This window comes from Methanoplanus limicola DSM 2279 (assembly GCF_000243255.1).
Taxonomy (GTDB): Archaea; Halobacteriota; Methanomicrobia; order Methanomicrobiales; family Methanomicrobiaceae; genus Methanoplanus; species Methanoplanus limicola.
In genome coordinates this window covers 729,271-747,390 of the sequence record NZ_CM001436.1, presented here as the reverse complement: position 1 = coordinate 747,390, position 18,120 = coordinate 729,271, and the positions used below count along the sequence as shown (strand labels likewise).

At 45.6% G+C, this 18,120-nt stretch carries 11 protein-coding genes, 1 tRNA gene and 3 rRNA genes; 9 read left to right on the top strand and 6 right to left on the bottom strand.

All coding sequences use genetic code 11. The features are described from left to right. Window positions 1–234 precede the first annotated feature (234 nt). From METLIM_RS03615 to ppcA, 6 genes are all read left to right on the top strand, one after another. Window positions 235–1,703, top strand: a 16S ribosomal RNA gene (locus tag METLIM_RS03615). 76 nt (window positions 1,704–1,779) lie between these two features. Beyond that, window positions 1,780–1,852: transfer RNA gene (locus METLIM_RS03610), tRNA-Ala, on the top strand. 143 nt (window positions 1,853–1,995) lie between these two features. Beyond that, window positions 1,996–4,921, top strand: a 23S ribosomal RNA gene (locus METLIM_RS03605). A gap of 106 nt (window positions 4,922–5,027) precedes the next feature. After that, window positions 5,028–5,150 (top strand): 5S ribosomal RNA (gene rrf / locus METLIM_RS03600). Together the 16S, 23S and 5S rRNA genes with 1 tRNA gene alongside form the textbook arrangement of a ribosomal RNA operon. A 404-nt stretch (window positions 5,151–5,554) precedes the next feature. Beyond that, window positions 5,555–6,958, top strand: a complete 1,404-nt coding sequence (locus tag METLIM_RS15385; RefSeq protein ID WP_004076559.1) for a PAS domain S-box protein — start codon at window positions 5,555–5,557, stop codon at window positions 6,956–6,958. 237 nt (window positions 6,959–7,195) lie between these two features. Continuing rightward, window positions 7,196–8,674 (top strand): phosphoenolpyruvate carboxylase, encoded by a 1,479-nt coding sequence (ppcA, locus tag METLIM_RS03590; protein WP_004076558.1) that lies wholly within the window; start codon window positions 7,196–7,198, stop codon window positions 8,672–8,674. A gap of 2 nt (window positions 8,675–8,676) precedes the next feature. Here the strand turns inward: ppcA and METLIM_RS03585 are convergent, their stop codons facing one another. The 3 genes from METLIM_RS03585 to dph5 all read right to left on the bottom strand — a co-directional run bounded on the left by METLIM_RS03585 (window position 8,677) and on the right by dph5 (window position 11,117). Continuing rightward, window positions 8,677–9,726 carry a lysylphosphatidylglycerol synthase transmembrane domain-containing protein gene (locus tag METLIM_RS03585; RefSeq protein ID WP_004076557.1) on the bottom strand — a complete coding sequence of 350 codons (1,050 nt, stop codon included), beginning with the start codon at window positions 9,724–9,726 and terminating at the stop codon, window positions 8,677–8,679. Between the two features lie 62 nt (window positions 9,727–9,788). After that, window positions 9,789–10,361, bottom strand: a complete 573-nt coding sequence (locus METLIM_RS16875) for a DUF357 domain-containing protein (RefSeq protein ID WP_004076556.1) — start codon at window positions 10,359–10,361, stop codon at window positions 9,789–9,791. Between the two features lie 3 nt (window positions 10,362–10,364). Then, window positions 10,365–11,117 carry a diphthine synthase gene (dph5, locus tag METLIM_RS03575; RefSeq protein ID WP_004076555.1) on the bottom strand — a complete coding sequence of 251 codons (753 nt, stop codon included), beginning with the start codon at window positions 11,115–11,117 and terminating at the stop codon, window positions 10,365–10,367. 199 nt (window positions 11,118–11,316) lie between these two features. Here dph5 and METLIM_RS03570 point away from each other — a divergent pair, with 199 nt between their 5' ends. Further along, the gene (locus METLIM_RS03570) at window positions 11,317–11,910 is read left to right on the top strand and encodes an undecaprenyl diphosphate synthase family protein (protein WP_004076554.1); all 594 of its coding nucleotides are present in this window, start codon (window positions 11,317–11,319) and stop codon (window positions 11,908–11,910) included. On the opposite strand, the gene uppS is transcribed toward METLIM_RS03570, so the two are convergent. Genes uppS through lysS form a run of 3 tightly spaced genes read right to left on the bottom strand, consistent with a single transcriptional unit; the run spans window position 11,898 to window position 15,176 of the window. Further along, window positions 11,898–12,677: a polyprenyl diphosphate synthase gene (gene uppS / locus METLIM_RS03565; protein WP_004076553.1), complete on the bottom strand. Its 780-nt coding sequence runs from the start codon at window positions 12,675–12,677 to the stop codon at window positions 11,898–11,900. The two genes, METLIM_RS03570 and uppS, sit on opposite strands and share 13 nt — an antisense overlap. Continuing rightward, entirely contained in the window at window positions 12,674–13,639 is a 966-nt protein-coding gene (locus METLIM_RS03560; RefSeq protein ID WP_004076552.1) for a radical SAM protein, read from the bottom strand. Before METLIM_RS03560 ends, uppS begins: the two co-directional genes overlap by 4 nt. Continuing rightward, the gene (gene lysS, locus METLIM_RS03555) at window positions 13,629–15,176 is read right to left on the bottom strand and encodes a lysine--tRNA ligase (protein ID WP_004076551.1); all 1,548 of its coding nucleotides are present in this window, start codon (window positions 15,174–15,176) and stop codon (window positions 13,629–13,631) included. The genes METLIM_RS03560 and lysS overlap by 11 nt, the downstream gene beginning before the upstream one ends. A 135-nt stretch (window positions 15,177–15,311) precedes the next feature. Between lysS and METLIM_RS03550 the strand changes: the two genes are divergently transcribed. Together METLIM_RS03550 and METLIM_RS03545 are read left to right on the top strand one after the other, a co-directional pair. Then, entirely contained in the window at window positions 15,312–16,202 is an 891-nt protein-coding gene (locus METLIM_RS03550; RefSeq protein ID WP_004076550.1) for a hypothetical protein, read from the top strand. Window positions 16,203–16,278: 76 nt separating this feature from the next. Continuing rightward, window positions 16,279–18,048, top strand: coding sequence for a PKD domain-containing protein (locus METLIM_RS03545; RefSeq protein ID WP_169312354.1), 1,770 nt, complete (start codon window positions 16,279–16,281; stop codon window positions 18,046–18,048). Window positions 18,049–18,120: the final 72 nt, after the last annotated feature.

Genomic DNA, 18,120 nt, shown 5'->3' with positions numbered 1-18,120 from the left:
ATTATGCGTTCCTCTGCTTTTCAAAGAAATCGCAAAACAATGTGTTTATATAACAATAAACCTAACATTGTTACCTCGATTCTTAGATGGAGAACCGAAAGCACCCGGATGGGGGTGTCGGTTCTGACGTTGGCACTGACAATGCGGAAATTTGTTTAATAACCGCTAATTCCTTTTAGATAAACTAGTGAAAATATCGATAGTGTGCCGAAGTGTAAGTACTTCAAACAATTAATTCTGGTTGATCCTGCCAGAGGTCACTGCTATCGGGGTTCGATTAAGCCATGCGAGTTGAGAGGGTTAAGACCCTCGGCGGACTGCTCAGTAACACGTGGATAACCTGCCCTAAGGTGGAGGATAACCCCGGGAAACTGGGGATAATACTCCATAGGTTAAAGGTACTGGAATGTTCTTTAACCGAAAGTTCCGGCGCCTTAGGATGGATCTGCGGCCGATTAGGTTGTTGTTGGGGTAGTGGCCCAACAAGCCTGTAATCGGTACGGGTTGTGGGAGCAAGAGCCCGGAGATGGAATCTGAGACACGATTCCAGGCCCTACGGGGCGCAGCAGGCGCGAAAACTTTACAATGCAGGAAACTGTGATAAGGGAACCCCGAGTGCCCGTATATGCGGGCTGTCCGGATGTTTAAAACGCATCCGAAGAAAGGGCCGGGCAAGACCGGTGCCAGCCGCCGCGGTAATACCGGCGGCTCGAGTGGTGGCCACTTTTATTGGGCTTAAAGCGTTCGTAGCTTGAATAATAAGTCTCTTGGGAAATCTGCAGGCTTAACCTGCAGGCGTTTAAGAGAAACTGTTGTTCTAGGAACCGGAAGAGGTGAGAGGTACTCCGGGGGTAGGAGTGAAATCCTGTAATCCCCGGGGGACCACCGATGGCGAAGGCATCTCACCAGGACGGCTTCGACAGTGAGGAACGAAAGCTGGGGGAGCGAACCGGATTAGATACCCGGGTAGTCCCAGCCGTAAACGATGTGCGTTAGGTGTGCCGGTGACCACGAGTCACTGGGGTGCCGAAGGGAAACCGTGAAACGTACCGCCTGGGAAGTACGGTCGCAAGGCTGAAACTTAAAGGAATTGGCGGGGGAGCACCACAACGGGTGGAGCCTGCGGTTTAATTGGACTCAACGCCGGAAATCTCACCGGATAAGACAGCGGAATGATAACCAGGCTGAAGACTTTGTTTGACCAGCTGAGAGGAGGTGCATGGCCGTCGTCAGTTCGTACTGTGAAGCATCCTGTTTAGTCAGGCAACGAGCGAGACCCACGCCAACAGTTGCCAGCATGTTCTCCGGAATGATGGGGACACTGTTGGGACCGCCTCTGCTAAAGAGGAGGAAGGAATGGGCAACGGTAGGTCAGCATGCCCCGAATTATCCGGGCTACACGCGGGCTACAATGGTCAGGACAATGGGTAACGGCACTGAGAAGTGTAGTCAATCCCCTAAACCTGTCCCAAGTTCGGATTGTGGGCTGCAACTCGCCCACATGAAGCTGGAATCCGTAGTAATCGCGTTTCAACATAGCGCGGTGAATACGTCCCTGCTCCTTGCACACACCGCCCGTCAAACCACCCGAGTGAGGTTTGGATGAGGCTGTGGTTAATTGCCGCAGTCGAATCTAGGTTTCGCAAGGGGGGTTAAGTCGTAACAAGGTAGCCGTAGGGGAATCTGCGGCTGGATCACCTCCTAACGAAATATCGTAGGGGTAATTAGCGGTTATTAAACAAACTGTAAAATTGTCAGTGTCGACATGAACAAAGCAGAGGGCTCATAGCTCAGCTGGAAGAGCGCGGCGTTTGCAACGCCGAGGCCGGGGGTTCAAATCCCCCTGGGTCCATAGCCGTTTTTCGGAACGGCTTTTTAATGCACCCGTTGATGTGAATCGACGGGGAAGGGCCGAGAGTCAGTAAGGACTTTTTGAGGCCGTGTATAGGTATTCACACAACGACGTTAAATGGATTTTAACGGTTAAACCGATAAAATGCTGAATTACGTTCTGCCTGTCAGTGAATGGCTCGGTTCGAGTGCCGACGAAGGGCGTGCCAAGCTGCGATAAGCTCCGGGAAGACGCATGGATTCTATGATCCGGAGATACCCTAATGGGACATCCTGTGACATTAAGTCACGATCGGTAACGATCGGTAACCCCCCGAATTGAAACATCTCAGTAGGGGGAGGAAGAGAAATCAAACGAGATGTCGTTAGTAAAGGCGATCGAAAACGACATAGTTCAAACTGAATCCCGGCAATGGGAGATGTGGTGTTGATAGGCCCACTGTTTTTGTGCGATATGAAGTGGAATTTGTTCTGAAAAGTCAAACCAAAGAGGGTGACAGTCCCCTACACGTAAGTATCTCACATATATGTGGTGTCCTGAGTAGCGCGGGTTGGAATTCTCGCGTGAATCCGGGGGTCATCAACCTCCAAAACTAAATACTCCTCGAAACCGATAGCGCAATAGTAGCGTGAGCGAAAGCTGAAAAGTAACCCTTGAAAGGTGGTTAAAAGTGCCTGAAACTGGCAGGCGATGGTGTGTTATGGCGTTAAAGGATCTTTACCGCGAAAGAATCAGCTGCGAGGCTGTAGTATGGGCGGTATTGCCAGCGTCATAACTTACGTTTTGAAGAACGGGCCAGAGAGTTTATTCTGTCGGCGAGGTTAACCCTGCGGGAAGCCGAAGCGAAAGCGACAGGTTCGTAGTGCTTATGCACATGGGACGACGTATTAAAAGTGCGTGAAGTCGGCAGGATAAGACCCGAAGCCTAGTGATCTATGCGTGGGCAGGCTGAAGCGTGACGAAAGTTGCGTGGAGGGCCGAAGCGGTATTGATATGCAAATCATTCGTGTGACCTGCGTATAGGGGTGAAAGGCCAATCGAACTAGGCATCCGCTGGTTCCTCTCGAAACATGCCGTAGCATGACCTGGATGGAGACAGACGGTGAGGTAGAGCACTGATTGTGGGAGTTGGGGAAGAAATTCCTTACCCTGCTGTCAAACTCCGAATTCCCCGTCGTCAAAGAAGTCCGGAAGTCCGCACTGCGGGGTAAGCTTGTAGTGCGTAAGGGAGACAACCCAGCCCGTGGTTAATGTCCCTGAGTGTAGGTTAAGTGTAAACACTAAATGAGGTCCCAGGCCAAAAACAACTGGAAGGTGAGCTTAGAAGCAGCTATCCTTTAAAAAGTGCGTAACAGCTTACCAGTCTAGGTTTGGGGCGCAGAAAATGGACGGGGCTCAAACCTACCACAGATACCACGGACCATATTTACAATATGATGGCGTAGAGAGGCGTTCTGCATGGGCAGAAGCAGGGGTGTAAGCTCCTGTGGACCGTGCAGAAATGAGAATTCTGGCATTAGTAGAAGCATTAGATGGGTGAGAATCCCATCCGCCGGAGGGGCTAGGTTTCCTCGACAATGTTCGTCAGTCGAGGGTTAGTCGGTCCTAAGGTGTATCGTAACTCGAGTACGTCGAAAGGGAAACAGGTTAATATTCCTGTACCATCGGCCAATAATCCTGACGCTTCGGGATATGCTGTGCAGGGCCGTCGCCCTGTTTAATCGTATAAGCTCCTGGAGAACCGCAATGGTGAGAATTGAGCGAAAGCGTGATGAAGTAATACAGCAAATTCCTGGAGCCCGTGAAAAGGGGGCCAGATGACCGTACCGAGATCTGACACAGGTGCCCCTGGCTGAGAAGGCCAAGGCGTATCGGTTTAATTGTGTTTAGGGAACTCGGCAAAATAGCTCCGTAACTTTGGAATAAGGAGTGCCTGCTTGGAGATCAAGCAGGTCGCAGTGACTCGGGGACTCCGACTGTCTAATAACAACATAGCAGACTGCAACTCGGAAACGACTAGTATAGTCTGTGATTCCTGCCCAGTGCGGGCATCTGAAAACCGGGTACAACCGGACGAAGGACCCGTAAACGGCGGGGGTAACTATGACCCTCTTAAGGTAGCGTAGTACCTTGTCGCTTAATTGGCGACTTGCATGAATGGATTAACGAGAGTCCTACTGTCCCAAACACAAGTCCGTTGAACATTTTATCCTAGTGCAGAGGCTAGGGACCCCATATGGGAAGTGAAGACCCCGTGGAGCTTTACTGCAGCCTGTCGTTGTGTTACGGTATTCCTTGCGCAGAGTAGATGGGAGATGTTGATCCTGCCCTCGTGGGGGCAGGCTAGTCGCAATCTGAGACACCATCCTTGGTTTACTGTAACACTAACTCGTATACGAGGACATCGGTAGGTAGGCAGTTTGGGTGGGGCGCCACACCCTCGAAAAGGTATCAAGGGTGCCCCAAGGTCAACTCATGTGAGTCAGAAACTCACAGAAGAGTGTCAAGAGCAAAAGTTGGCCTGACGCTGATACGAATAGCAAGTATCTGCGAGAGGAAACTCGGGTCTAACGAACCAATACGCGCTTTTGATGAGTGCTATTGACGACAGAAAAGCTACCCCGGGGATAACAGAGTCGTCGCCGGCAAGAGCACATATCGACCCGGCGGCTTGCTACCTCGATGTCGGTTCTTTCCATCCTGGCTGTGCAGCAGCAGCCAAGGGTGAGGTTGTTCGCCTATTAATGGGGATCGTGAGCTGGGTTTAGACCGTCGTGAGACAGGTCGGTTACTATCTATATGGGGTGTCGGGAGTCTGAAGGTAAGATGGAAATAGTACGAGAGGAACTTTCCGTCGTCGCCACTGGTAGACCGGTTGTCCGACAGGGCAATGCCGGGTGGCTACGCGATAAGGGGTAAAAGCTGAAAGCATCTAAGCTTGAAACCTGACCTGAAAAGAGACTCCGTCACAGGACGCGGGTAGAAGACCCGTTTGATAGACCTGGGATGTACGCACGAAGGCAACGACGTGTTCAGTCCACAGGCACTAAAGTCCGATAATTCGGCAACGGAAAACACTTTAACCGTTAAAATCCAGACGAAATCGTTGTGTGAATGCCAATATGCCGGATAATTGCAGATTACATTTGGGTTCGTGACCCAGTGTCCGGTCTGCGATTGCGGCCATAGCGGCGGGGCAACACCCGGACTCATCTCGAACCCGGCAGTTAAGCCCGCCCACGTTTTGGTGCTGTACTGAGATACGAGAGTTCCCGGGAACCACCAAACGCTGCAATTGCTCAGTGAGTAATTGTGTCTATTCTGAAAAGTTACTACGTTAATTAATACTATCTGACAATTCTATTAGTTTTTTGGTCTTAGATCTCTTTTTTTTGTGGACGATTGTATCATTTTATTTAACAAAATATCCATTGTATTTAATTTCTGATACGATCTTTATTATAGTGTACAATTGGGGATGTGTTATGGCTGATAATTATAGTCAGATTTATCTGTTATATTTTAATGGTGAAGAAATAATTTCTGAATCAGCAGAATTATATCCGGAACCGACCGGAGGATTTATTGTGGATACGGCATCTTTCACAGAAGAGGATTCTGATGAGTTTTTTTTACCGGAGATCTGATTAAGTTGCTGATCAACAGGCAGAATGCCCGGACCCCGGCAGGGAGATGCAGCAGATGATATTATCTGAGGATATATTTTCAGCAGTTTTTAATTCCAGTGCGGCCATTATGGCGGTCTCTACAAAAGAAGATGGCCGATATATGGATGTCAATGATGCCTTCATCCGGAAGACCGGATATCAGCGAAGTGAGGTAATCGGAAAAACTGCAACTGAACTGAATCTCTTCGTTAATCCTGAAGACCGGCTGAATGCTCTTAGTTTACTTGAAAAGGCCGGAAAGATCATAGATCTTGAAATTCCGGTACGCAAAAAGAATGGTGAGGTTATGTATGGGATCTTCTCTGCTGATAGTCTCACCTTAGGAGAAACCCCGTGTCTTCTGACAACCATGGTCGATATTACTGCCAGAAAGATTGCAGAAGAAGAACTGGATTTAATCCGGAACCGCCTCGAACTGGCTGTGGATGCCAGTGAACACGGGTTATGGGACTGGAATCTTGATACAGACGAGATTTATTTCAGTCCGCGTTATTACAGAATGCTTGGTTATGAACCGGGAGAACTGCCGATGTCGCTCTCAACATGGGTTGAACTGATGCACCCGGAAGATCGTGAATTGGTTGTGCCAAGGATTTATGGATATGTCCGGGAAGCAAGACCATACAGGGAGGATTTTCGTCTCCGGACAAAGGGAGGAAGCTGGATGTGGATCTCAGGCAGGGGCAAGTCATATGAGGTGGATGATGATGGAATACCTCACAGGGCAGTCGGGACGCATGTTGATGTCAACTACCGTAAACAGACCGAAGAGGCCCTGAAGACACTGAATAAAAAGCTGAACCTTCTCTCTTCAGTTACACGTCATGATATCATTAATCAGATCTCCGGTATATGTGCATATCAGGAACTGCTGAAACGTGAACTTGATGAAGAAGAGATCAGGGAATATCTTGAGCCAATGATAAAAGCAACCGGAGTGATTGAGAAGAAGATCAGATTCACCAGTGATTATCAGGATCTTGGTATTTATGTTCCGGCATGGCAGAATGTTGACTCTCTTATTAAGTCGGTTATTCTTCTTATGCCCGGTACCTGTATGAAGGTGGAATATGAGACCAAAGGTCTGGTAATTTATGCAGATCCTATGCTTGAAAAGGTGTTTTACAATCTTTTTGAGAATGCTTTCTGGCATGGAGGGAATGTTACCCTGATCAGAGTATCATTTCATGAAAGGGAAGGCTGTGTTGTTGTTGTAGTTGAGGATGATGGTTCCGGAATTGCTGACGGGATGAAAGAGAAGATTTTTGAGCATGGTGTGGGTTCAAATACCGGACTGGGTCTTTTTCTGGTGAGAGAAATTCTGGATATTACCGGAATCTCCATATCTGAGACCGGCACTGAAGGGAATGGTGCACGCTTTGAGATTAAAGTGCCGGATGGCGGTTACAGAATATAATGAACTGTCATTTGTTTGTCTGACATCTGCTTTTTTTCTTCTTTTCGTTTATGCAGTGATTTTTCCGGATTAAATTAGCTAAATTAACTGTTTTCTGAAATCTCTGAATCGGGGCTGAAATGAACTGATTATTTTTTTCGTGTGTCCGGTATATTCGTGTGTCCGGTATATTTTCATCATTTGTCAACCACACATTTCAAAGTGGTTGACCACATATATTTACTGTGATTTTTTAAAATGATGAAAGGTCATTGTAACATCAGAGTGCCAAAGACGATGAGCACACAGCATCCGGACAATGTAAATATGCCGTTTTTTTCACGGAATTCTCTTCTGGGCGGGGAAGAAGAAGTTCTTGAGGCATATTATGCTTACTCTCATCTTAAGTGCAGTGAACAGATGTGGGACTGCGAAGGCAAAGAGGTTGATAATTTTGTCATAAAAAAACTTCTTTCGCGCTATAAATCCTACTTCTCAGAAAAACAGATCGGAAAAGACCTCTTTCTGACACTGAGGCTGCCTAACCCGGAAGTTGAGAGGGCCGAGGCAAAAATTCTTCTTGAAACCCTTGAGAGCATTCCGCGCTCCTTTGACCTGGCAAAACTCTTTTACGGAAATGAGACTGCGCCGATATTTGAGGTTATACTTCCGATGACAACCTCATATGCCTCGGTGGATAACATCTATCAGTACTACTGCGACTATGTTATCGGTAAACAGCACGGGCGGCTTGGCGGAAGAGACATAACAATATCCGACTGGATTGGTGAATTTAAGCCTGAAAAGATAAACGTTATCCCTCTCTTTGAAGACAGAGACGGGATGCTTAACTCCGGAGATATCGTTGGAAGGTACATAGAGGATAAAAATCTTGACTATCAGCGTGTATTCTTAGCCCGATCTGACCCTGCCATAAATTACGGCAATGTCGGTGCAGTAATTCTTAACAAAATTGCCCTTATGAATATGAGGGAATTATCTGATAAATCCGGAATTCCGATATATCCCATACTCGGAGTCGGTTCAGCGCCTTTCAGGGGTAATCTAAGGCCGGATAATGTGGAGAGTTTTGTACGTGAATATCCGGGTGTTCATACATTTACAATCCAGTCCGCCTTTAAGTACGACTTTCCGGTGGACATCGTCTGTGACGGTATAAAAAAGCTTGAGGAGAGAGATACCGGCGTTTCTCAGACTGTAGATTCAGAAAAATGCCTTGAACTGTTTGAGAAGTGTTCTTCGGCCTATCATAGCCGCCTGACTGAACTTGCGCCTGTGATCAACAGAGTGGCGGGGTATGTCCCTAAAAGAAGGCTAAGAAAGCTGCATATTGGTCTTTTTGGTTATTCACGCAACCATGAAGGACTTAATCTGCCAAGGGCAATCACTTTCACTGCGGCCTGTTATTCTATCGGAGTTCCTCCGGAAATACTGGGTATCTCGGCATTATCGGAGAAGGACTTTGAATACCTGACTGAAGTATATCTCAATTTTGAGAATGATCTCAGGGATGCTCTAATGTTTGTCAATCCCAAATCTCCCTATCTCCCGGAAGAAGACCTTCATTTTGCAAAGGAAATTTTAGGGGATTTTGATGCCGATGAAAGTCATATGGGTATCACATCCGGAATTATAGGCAGTCTGGCTGAGAACAGAATGGAAGACCTTGAATCCGGAATTCTGAGAGCTGCTGAAAAAAGGAAATTCCTGGGATAATTTCAATCCCTGTTTTTTGAAATTCTGTTTTTTATTGCTTTTCTTACCACTTCTCTTTTGACGATAATCACCGTTGCAAATACACCCATAAAGATATTCATGTAATAGAGGATGAGTCTCCAGAGAACAACAAAAATTCCGACAATTGATGACGGGATAAAGAGACTGTACAGTGATGTCGCCGACAGTTCTGCAATACCTGAACTTCCGGGTGTGAGTGGTATCATCATAATAATTGCAATTATTATCTGTGCAACAAACGATTCTACGATATGAGGACTCTGCCCAAGTCCCATCAGTATAAGTGATGCAATAAAGAATTCATTGAACCAGTATAATACAGTAAAAATTCCTCCGTATAACAGCCCTATCTTTGAATGACCGATATATTTCTTAAGTGCTCCGTGGAAATTGTCAACCTCTGAATCAATATCATTCATCAGCTTTTCAACTTTTTCTGCATGCCATCTCTTTGTCAGGAATCCTGATATCTTTTTAACAAGATTTTTCAGGAAATCAGGCTTTTTTACAGAATATGCAAAGAGAATTACAAATCCCATAATCAAAATCCACATGAATGCAAGCGGCAGAGTGATTGCAAGGCCAAGTTTCTCACTGCCAAGCCAGAGGAGCAGAACGGCCACACCTCCAATAATTCCAAGCAGAATTCCGTCTAAGACTCTCTCCAGTATAACAATCGCAGTTGCATCACCAAGCGGGACATCTGCCCTGTAAAGCTCATGTATCCTGACCGGCTCTCCGCCTGCCTGTGAAGGTGTTACAGCAGCAATTAAAAGATTTGCAAAGACCATATTGAGGCAGTGCAAAAATGGGACCCTGTATCCAAGAGATCTGGACATCAGCTTTATTCTTGCTGCCCAGAATCCCATTGATAATACATGGAGCAGTATCGCCGCTACAAGGTATTGCGGCTGCAACTCCTGGAGATAGGTAATTGTATTTTCATCAATTGTAAAATAAAGGACAATGGCCAGTACAATGACACTGAAGGTCACTGAGATGGCCAGCCATTTTACCTGACTTTTATCCATATTAATAAATCCTGAAATCTCTAAAAAACTTAGGCGTACAATATATAAACCATTTCAGGTTCTTATACGGTAAAAAGTCCTCTGTTTTTTAAAATTATTATAATTCCTGCCCGGACACCGCAGTCCAGCCATCCATATCCGTAACTGTACTCTGCAAGCGCATTGACAGTCATGTTCCGGTTCAGAAATCCTTCCCCGGAATTAAGATGATATTCTGCTTTCCTGATTATCTCTTCTGAGGCCTTATACATTGGACTTTCAGCGTCAGGGCCGGATTTGACAGAATCAAGTGCAGAGGTGAGCATCCGCTCATATCGGCCCGTCTTCTCATTGAGGTGTTCATCAAGCCCCGGAGTGATAAAGATTTCATCTCCTGATTCATTGAAATATTTCTCATCCACCTCAATAAATCCGATAAATCTCCCTGCATCAAGCCAGCCCAGGGCGTATGTAAACGATGCAGCTGCATTGACATCATCGCCGGAACGGGAGAAAGTCCTGCCATCACAAAGGTATGATTCTGCCATATTTTTACATTCAAGGGCAGTCCTTTCAGCATATGAGCCTTTTACAGCGGCCACGCGGCTGCTGATTATTTTCTCTTCAAGGAAATTTCCCAGACTGTCAGGATTCATATTTTACAGACCGGCAAAAACTCTGAGGTACTCTTCTTCCATCATATGCAGTTCTGCCGGGACAATTAATATCTGAAGCGGTCCGCCAAAGTCATAAGCGATAAGATCAGGCCCTCTCCCTGCTCTTACAACAGGTCTGTCTGATCCCGCCCTTGCGATCCCTACAAACAGTTCCGGTGGTTCTTCCTCTCTCCTCTTACACATCTCAGATATTAACTCAACTCCCTCATTGACTGTCATATATCTGTCAGGTTTAATATCCAGATAGACCAGTGTGTGAAGCCCCTGTGCCATATTGGATCTGATTGTCTCTGCGGGTGTAAGCGGAAACCACCCTTTCTCAGGATAGGGCACTGAACATGACTTGCCGAACCTGTAGTTCTGGAGTCCGGAAAGTCCGCATATTGCACTCTGTATTGATGCCCCGTGTATAATTCCGGTTTCAATCCCCCTCTCCTCAGCCCTTATTCTCAGGTCGGAATGAGTCGTTGATACCATAGGGTCACCTGCGGTAAGAAATGCCGCAGTTCCGTTCTCTGCGGCTATAAGAATATCTTCCGGATTATTCTCCACATCTTCCCTGTAGAGAACTTTAACCTCCTTTCCATAGTATTCTTCAAGCCTTGCGGTGTCTGCCCCCATTAAGCGTGAAGTATATGCCTCAAGGAAGACTCTGTCCGCGCTTTTTACTGTTTCAAGCCCTTTTATTGATATATCTCTCTCGTCAAAGAGTCCAAGCCCTATAAAAATCAGCATATTGTCATCATTTCTCCGGATTCAATTAGTATATATTTATGTTATGAAGGAAAAAAGATTAAGTTAGTTTGTAGTTGGGAGACTGGCCGTTATGCAGAATTTCTGTGTGACAGCTTTACGGATACCCTCCGGGGTTACGGGTTTTTCAACTGCAGACATACATCCGAACGACTGGAATGTCTTTGGGGCATCTTGAAATATGCTGGTGCACAGGTATTATGAATGGAGACTGGAGAGGGAACTTAAGTACCTGCCTGACTCTTTATGCTTTATGCTTACCGGCTATGATTTGACGGATGCCCCGGAGAAAATTCAGGAAGTTGCCGGATGGTGCATCAGATGCGGCATAAAAAATGTCATTTTTCACATAAATACAGATAATCTCGGAAATCCTGAGATATTTCTTCCGTACCTCCGTGACATATCTTCTTTTGCGAAAGTTACCATCACTTATGATGATAACACCGAAGTATCAGGGGAGGGAGCGGATGTCTATATTGTTATAGGTATGAGCGGACGCGATGAGATTGTCAGGTGCGTCAGAAAGATGGCAGAGGATAATATTAATCCGGCAGATGTCGATGAGAAGATGATAGAGTCATATCTGACTTTCAATTATGAACCGGATCTTGTCATTAAAACCGGCGGAAGTCACCTGACTGATTTTCTTATATGGCAGTCTGTGTACTCTGAGCTTTTTTTCTCTGATGTTAACTGGAAGCAGTTTCGGAAGACAGAATTCCTGCGGGCCTTAAGGGATTACCAGACCCGTAAAAGGCGTTATGGGAAGTAGGAAGGATCGTTTTTAATTCTCTGGTCATACATTCGAATTCCTCTCAGCAGATCAATCTTTCGAAACATCGGCCAGTATGGCGCACAGAAATATACCGCTGATTCGTTCCCGTTTGCAAGCCACGGCAGAAAATTTGAGGTTCTTTTATCATTGCCTGTTCTTATTATCAGATCTACCGGCGGGATATTCTGTTCCCTGTAGAGATGCGCCTCAATTGTTTGTATGTCGATTTCTTCCGGTGAGATTGTTCCTTTCCGTGTTTCCTGAAGGATTGACTTTGCTGCAAGTACAATCTCGTTTCTTCCACCGTATGCGATGGCGAGGTTTATCGTAAAGTGGTCATAGTCTTTTGTAATCCTCTCAACTCTCTCTATCTTTTCAAGGAAGTCTTTTGGGAGGAGGTTCCTGTCTCCGACCATCTGAAATTTGATCTTATTTTTATGTACTCTCTCGTCAGATACAATCCCAATCGCTTTTTCGGTAAAAAGGGTGAAGAGTTCACCAAGTTCATCCTTTGTCCGTCTGAAATTTTCGGTTGAAAAGCAGTACAGTGTCATGTGTGTGACACCGATGTCATGCGCCCAGTCCATGACAGTTTCAGTCTTCTCCGCGCCGAGCCTGTGCCCAAGTGCAACCTCAATACCCGATTCTCTGGCAAATCTCCGGTTTCCGTCCTGAATTATGGCTATATGTTTTGGTACATGTCTGCACTGCCTCAGCAGGTATTTCTCATATAGTGATTCCAGATATTCTTTTGCTCTCTTCATATCGGTGTAACCTCTACAACCATTCCGTTATTCGGGTATCTCTCGATGATCTCTTTTCTGCCGGGGAAATCATCCGGAAAATCTGCTAAGATCCACCAGGCAGTCTCTATCCTGTCATCGAATTTTTCATACTGGTCATCTTCAAGATCTTCTGGAATGTCGCATTCCGGATACCATACTCCGTAAACAACAGTTCCGTCATCTGTTATCTCTTCAAAAGGCCTTGCTGTATTATTTGCTATTCTTTTGAGGCGCTCTCTTAGCTGGACTGAGTCTTTGAAGGTTGATGAGCACCAGTGAACCTTAGGGTTTTTTAATATCTCCTCTGCCCATGCCTCTGCTCCGGGTACTGCATTGTGGTAGTCATCCTCAAGGCTGTAACCCTTTTTTCTCATCTCTTCTGCGTTTGTCTCAGACCATTCAAGTTCATTGATATTCATATAGTCGAGATATGGCAGGGCGGGGATGAGATTTTCAAGCCCCGGAAGTGACGGCACTTCAATGGTGACCTCAAAACCCAGTTCTTTTGCCTTTTTTGCAGAGGTTATATATTCTGTATCCAGAATGTCTCCCCACATTTCCTGCGGCGGGTGCATTCTTATCTCATCGACAAGTCCCTGAAGGTTTTTCAGGCACTCTTCATCCGGTGCAGTTCCGGTATAGAGGTGTATGTGATGTTCCTTCCCGAATTCACGTTTTAGCAACCGGCAGAATGACATAACCCTGTCCATCTCCAGAAGGGCTTCCCCACCTGTAACTCCGGTGCCGAGCGCCGACATAATCCGTGCCTCTTCGATTATATCTTCCGGACGGATTATCACCCTGTCGTTTGCATAGGCACGGTCTTTGCCTCTTCTCTCGTCCGATATAGGGCAGTACCAGCAGCTCTTGGTGCACACTCCGGTTACGAAGAGCACCATCTTTGCGCCTTCGCGGCATTGCCGGCAGGCCTTACTGAGCACCTGCGTTCACCGTTTCAATAAGTCTTTTCATAACGAAATCCTGCCCGAGTGCCTCAATAAACCACCCGGCACGCGGGCCTCTCTTCTGTCCGAGAATTGCTATGTAGATAGAAGTGAAAATATCTTTCGGGTTTGCACCTGTTTCATTGCCGAGATCGTATATTGCATTGTGAAGGTACTCGGCCTTCCATTCCTTAAGTGAAGCATATTTATCGATAAGAAGGGTCAGTGCATCGATATCTGCTGCACTGAATGATAGTACTTCATCGGGAAGTTCTTTTCTGACTGTGAATCTGACCATATCCGGTGCATATTTGTCAACCCAGATCTTTGCCCTATCTGCTCTTTTCAGGACAGCATCCCGGTTTTCAACATTATACCCGCTTCTCTTCAGTATTTCAAATATGGCATCCTCGTCCTGTGCGATCTGGACTACTGTTACAAGGTGCTTGAACGGGATGTCGGTTGCTACGTCTGATATTGCGGAGAGTTCATATTCGCGTCCTTCTCCCTTCTCGGAGAGTCTTGCATATTCGTCTATTAATGTAAGCAGTCCCATTCCGGGATCAAAGCTTATCGCTTTCTCAGGTTTTGTCCTGACTATGAGGTACCTGAGCACATCGGGCGGAACTATCTCAAGCATTGACTCTATTGATATTGCAACACCTGTTGATGATGCCATTGCACCCTTTCCTTTCAGGCTGATCCATTCATACTGGATTGGGAAAGGTGCACTGCCGTTAAATATCTTCTCAACAATCTCTTTTCCGGTGTCATATGAGCCTCCGGATGCGGAGTGGTCCTTTCCGAAGGGTTCAACTGTTACTCCAAGGGCAGACCATCTCATCGGCCAGTCAACACGCCATACAAGTTTTCCCTCGCCTTTTGAGTAGTCGCAGTAGTCCTCGTGCCCACATTCGCACTTATATTTAACAAGGTTTTTCTCCGGAATATGCTCAAGGATTTCTGCATTGCTTATTTTCCTGCATCCTTTGCATATGGGGTAGAACGGCACCCATGTGTCCGGAAGTGTCCTGCCGGATACGCGCTCAAGAATTTCTTTTATTTCGGAACTCTTCTCAAGGACGGTCTTTATCTCTTCGGTATATTTTCCGGTTCTGTATAATTCGCTTGATTTCAGGACTTTTGGTTTTACGTCAAGTTCTTCGAGTGATTTCAGGAATGGTTCAAGGAAATGGTCTGCATAACTCTCATGCTTTCCGCAGGGGCATGGTATGTCGCAGATTGGCATTCCGATATATTGTTCATAACTTTCCGGGAGGAAAGGATAGACCTTCCTTAGCGGGTCAAAATCATCTGCATTGTATATAAGTTCAGCATCAATTCCCTTCTCAGTCATTGCCTTATATACTATATCTCCGGTGAGAACTTCACGCATATTTCCTATGTGTATCGGCCCGGACGGGGTGATGCCTGTTGCAATTCTGTGCGGGACGTTGTCATCAACCTTTGATGCAATCACATCTGCCCAGTGTATCTGTATCTTATCTGTTGAATTGTCACCTTGTTTCTGCATGTCGCTTATATATTATCAGTTTAAGATTAACAATATGTAGGTTTGATCAGCAAAACAGCAAGTATTGTTATAAGTATTAAATAAGCATAAACGTTGAATAAACATAATCAATCTTAAACTACCGGTATTGGAATAATGACTCGTCTAAATAATGAAGAAGGTCTCTCGGAAGTGATTGGGTTTATCATGATTCTTGCTCTGATCATGGTATTTCTTTCAATCTGGGTTGTATATGGGGTTCCCAGTGAAGGGAGACAGCAGGAGATTGAGCATATGGACTATGTCCAGGACTGGTTTACACAATATAAGATTACTGCGGATTCGCTGTGGATCAATTATGATGATGTCAATAATTATGGTACCGGCAACATTACTCTCTCAAATTCGCTGGTTTTAGGTTCACTTGGAGGCGCTACACACAGTCAGGGATTATTTATGGTCCTTATGAGACCTTTTGGATCTTCAGGGACAATATCGCTGGAAGAGGATGGGTCTGAGTTTATTGAAATAAAGAATACAAGTGCCACCATCTTAAATGAATCTATGATGAGGATTCAGTATGATTCCTCCAATCTGTACTGGATTCCGCAGTCTTATTACTACCAGATGGGCGGTGTTTTCCTCAGGCAGACTGACGGAACGGTTTGCCGCATTGCCCCACTCATTAGTTTTAGTGACAACTCTGAGATAGCAAATATTCTCATCACAGATCTCAAAATGGGAGGGTCAGATATGGCGTCTATCAGCGGTGAGGGTCCGGTCAGGATTGATACGGTAATTACGGGCAGGGCCGAAGCAGCTACTGTTCCCGCAGGTCTGGGCCATAACATAACTATAACGCTGAAGGATGAATCTGCTGCGAAAGCGTGGATGGGCATATTAAGGGAGCTTGGAGCGCCTTCAGGTGGAATTACACGCGGTGGTCCTGATGGGAATCTAATTACAATTAGTGGTGTTGATACAATCAATTATCAACGTGCAGACTACACGGTTTCGCTACAGTCGGTTGTAGCAGCCGGTGCCTGAGATAAGGTCCGGCAGTTATTGTATAATTGTCATATTACAATCATTAATTCAAAGTCTGGGAGTTATTATGTCCGGGATGTCCGCAAAACGGGAAGGGTTAAGCCAGGGGGTAAACCCTGAAGATGGGTGTGAGATCAATATATATTCTAAGATATGTCAGATATTCCGGAAGTCAAAGAGTCAGCCGTGGTTCTTTTCCGGAAGGGATGATGCTTTATCTGATATCATAGGTGGTATTGTGCTGACTGCCGTTGTTGTTGCGGGAATTGGAATGATGGCCGTTGTTCTGCTCTCTGATGTTCCTCCTGCTGAAATTCCTGTGCTCAGGGTTGATCTTGCAGATAGTAAGGCAACCATCACTCTGGTGCATAGCGGAGGGGATTCTGTCTACAGGGAGGACGCTCGTATCATGGTTGATGGTGTTGACAGAACGGATGATTTTAAGCTCTTAACGGACGACGGTGAACTGGTGGACTGGAATGTATTTTCCACCGGAGACTGGCTGGTAAGTTCAATACCGCGTGATGCTGTGGAGGAGGTCCAGCTTAGTTCCATTGGTTCTGAGGTGCCGACAGTTATTCAGGCTCTGGTGAGCCAGCCGGTGAGTGTTTCACCGCCCCCTATTGTATATTTTACTTTTAGTCCCACTTCGGGATATGTGCCTCTGGTGGTATCCTTTACTGATCTCTCAGGCGGGGATATAATTAACCGGTTATGGGATTTTGGTGACAATTCAACCTCAACGGATGTGAACCCGGTGCATATCTATAACCGCTCGGGAATATTTACAGTTACACTGACTTTGTGCAATGCAGCCGGCTGCAACTCAACGACAGATAACATAACCGTCTTTGGATTTGATGATTTCATAGTGAATGAGAGTGTCTTTGTTTATGGGAACCGGATGATTTTTGAGGGAGATAATGTAGTTGGCGATGGTTCTACAATAGTCATTACCGGGGATCTTACCGGAGATGATCTTAATGGCGATGCAAAGGTTGGTGTATCCAATATTTACATTGAAGGTTCCGTTGAGCTTAGTGGCAGCCAAGTACTTGGTAATGCTACTTCTCCAGGTATTCTCTATATTAATGGGAGTTTAAGTCTTGAGGGTGGAAGTGAGGTCTATGGAAATAATATTTATGTTGCTGATGATGTTGTTCTGACGTCTGGAAACATTTATGGGAATATATACACATTTGGAAGTTTCGATTTTATAGGTGGGAATACTTATGGTGAAGTACACACTAAAGGTAGTTTGAGTTTAACAAGTGGAAATGTGCATGATGACATATATATTGATGGTGATCTGACATTGGGCTGGACACCAACAATTGATAGTGGTGTTTCAATTTATTATACCGGTTCAATCAGCCATCCTGATTGGTATTCCCAGGATATTCTTGACAAATGTCATCATGTAGATTCCGTTCCAGATTTTTCAATGCCGGGATTCAGTACCCCACCAATTCCTTCTGCAAGATTAGATGGCTGGTATAGTGATCATGGTTATGTCTCGGGTAAAAACCTGTACAGCGGAATTAAAATATTTGCTGATAGTTATAAAAGGACTGCTAAATCAACTGACAGTGCCGAAAATATTGTAATTGTTGCAAAAACGGGAGATATTGAATTGAATAAATTTGGGGGCATCCCTGTAACTGGTGTACTTTTTGCCCCCAATGGAGAGGTTATATTTGGGGGGAGTTCATTTGAATCATTTGAGGGAGTTGTTATTGCAAAGGAAGGGTTCTCTGTCGAAAGAGGCGGAGTAGATGTTACCTTCAGAAATATTGAGAATTATATCCCGAATCGTGATGATTTCCCCTGGTCAGATTCATTCTGAATGATCCCTTTTTTATGGGTGTTATGTGTTTTACCATAGACTTAATCCATTTATTCTTTACATTTACGGGCA

Bases quoted from the DNA above. Each gene is read 5' to 3' on its own strand.
- METLIM_RS03545 (WP_169312354.1), top strand. From the start codon at position 16,279: ATGTCCGCAAAACGGGAAGGGTTAAGCCAGGGGGTAAACCCTGAAGAT.
- METLIM_RS15385 (WP_004076559.1), top strand. From the start codon at position 5,555: ATGATATTATCTGAGGATATATTTTCAGCAGTTTTTAATTCCAGTGCG.
- lysS (WP_004076551.1), bottom strand. From the start codon at position 15,176: ATGCAGAAACAAGGTGACAATTCAACAGATAAGATACAGATACACTGG.
- METLIM_RS03550 (WP_004076550.1), top strand. From the start codon at position 15,312: ATGACTCGTCTAAATAATGAAGAAGGTCTCTCGGAAGTGATTGGGTTT.
- ppcA (WP_004076558.1), top strand. From the start codon at position 7,196: ATGATGAAAGGTCATTGTAACATCAGAGTGCCAAAGACGATGAGCACA.
- METLIM_RS03570 (WP_004076554.1), top strand. From the start codon at position 11,317: ATGCTGGTGCACAGGTATTATGAATGGAGACTGGAGAGGGAACTTAAG.
- uppS (WP_004076553.1), bottom strand. From the start codon at position 12,677: ATGAAGAGAGCAAAAGAATATCTGGAATCACTATATGAGAAATACCTG.
- dph5 (WP_004076555.1), bottom strand. From the start codon at position 11,117: ATGCTGATTTTTATAGGGCTTGGACTCTTTGACGAGAGAGATATATCA.
- METLIM_RS16875 (WP_004076556.1), bottom strand. From the start codon at position 10,361: ATGAATCCTGACAGTCTGGGAAATTTCCTTGAAGAGAAAATAATCAGC.
- METLIM_RS03585 (WP_004076557.1), bottom strand. From the start codon at position 9,726: ATGGATAAAAGTCAGGTAAAATGGCTGGCCATCTCAGTGACCTTCAGT.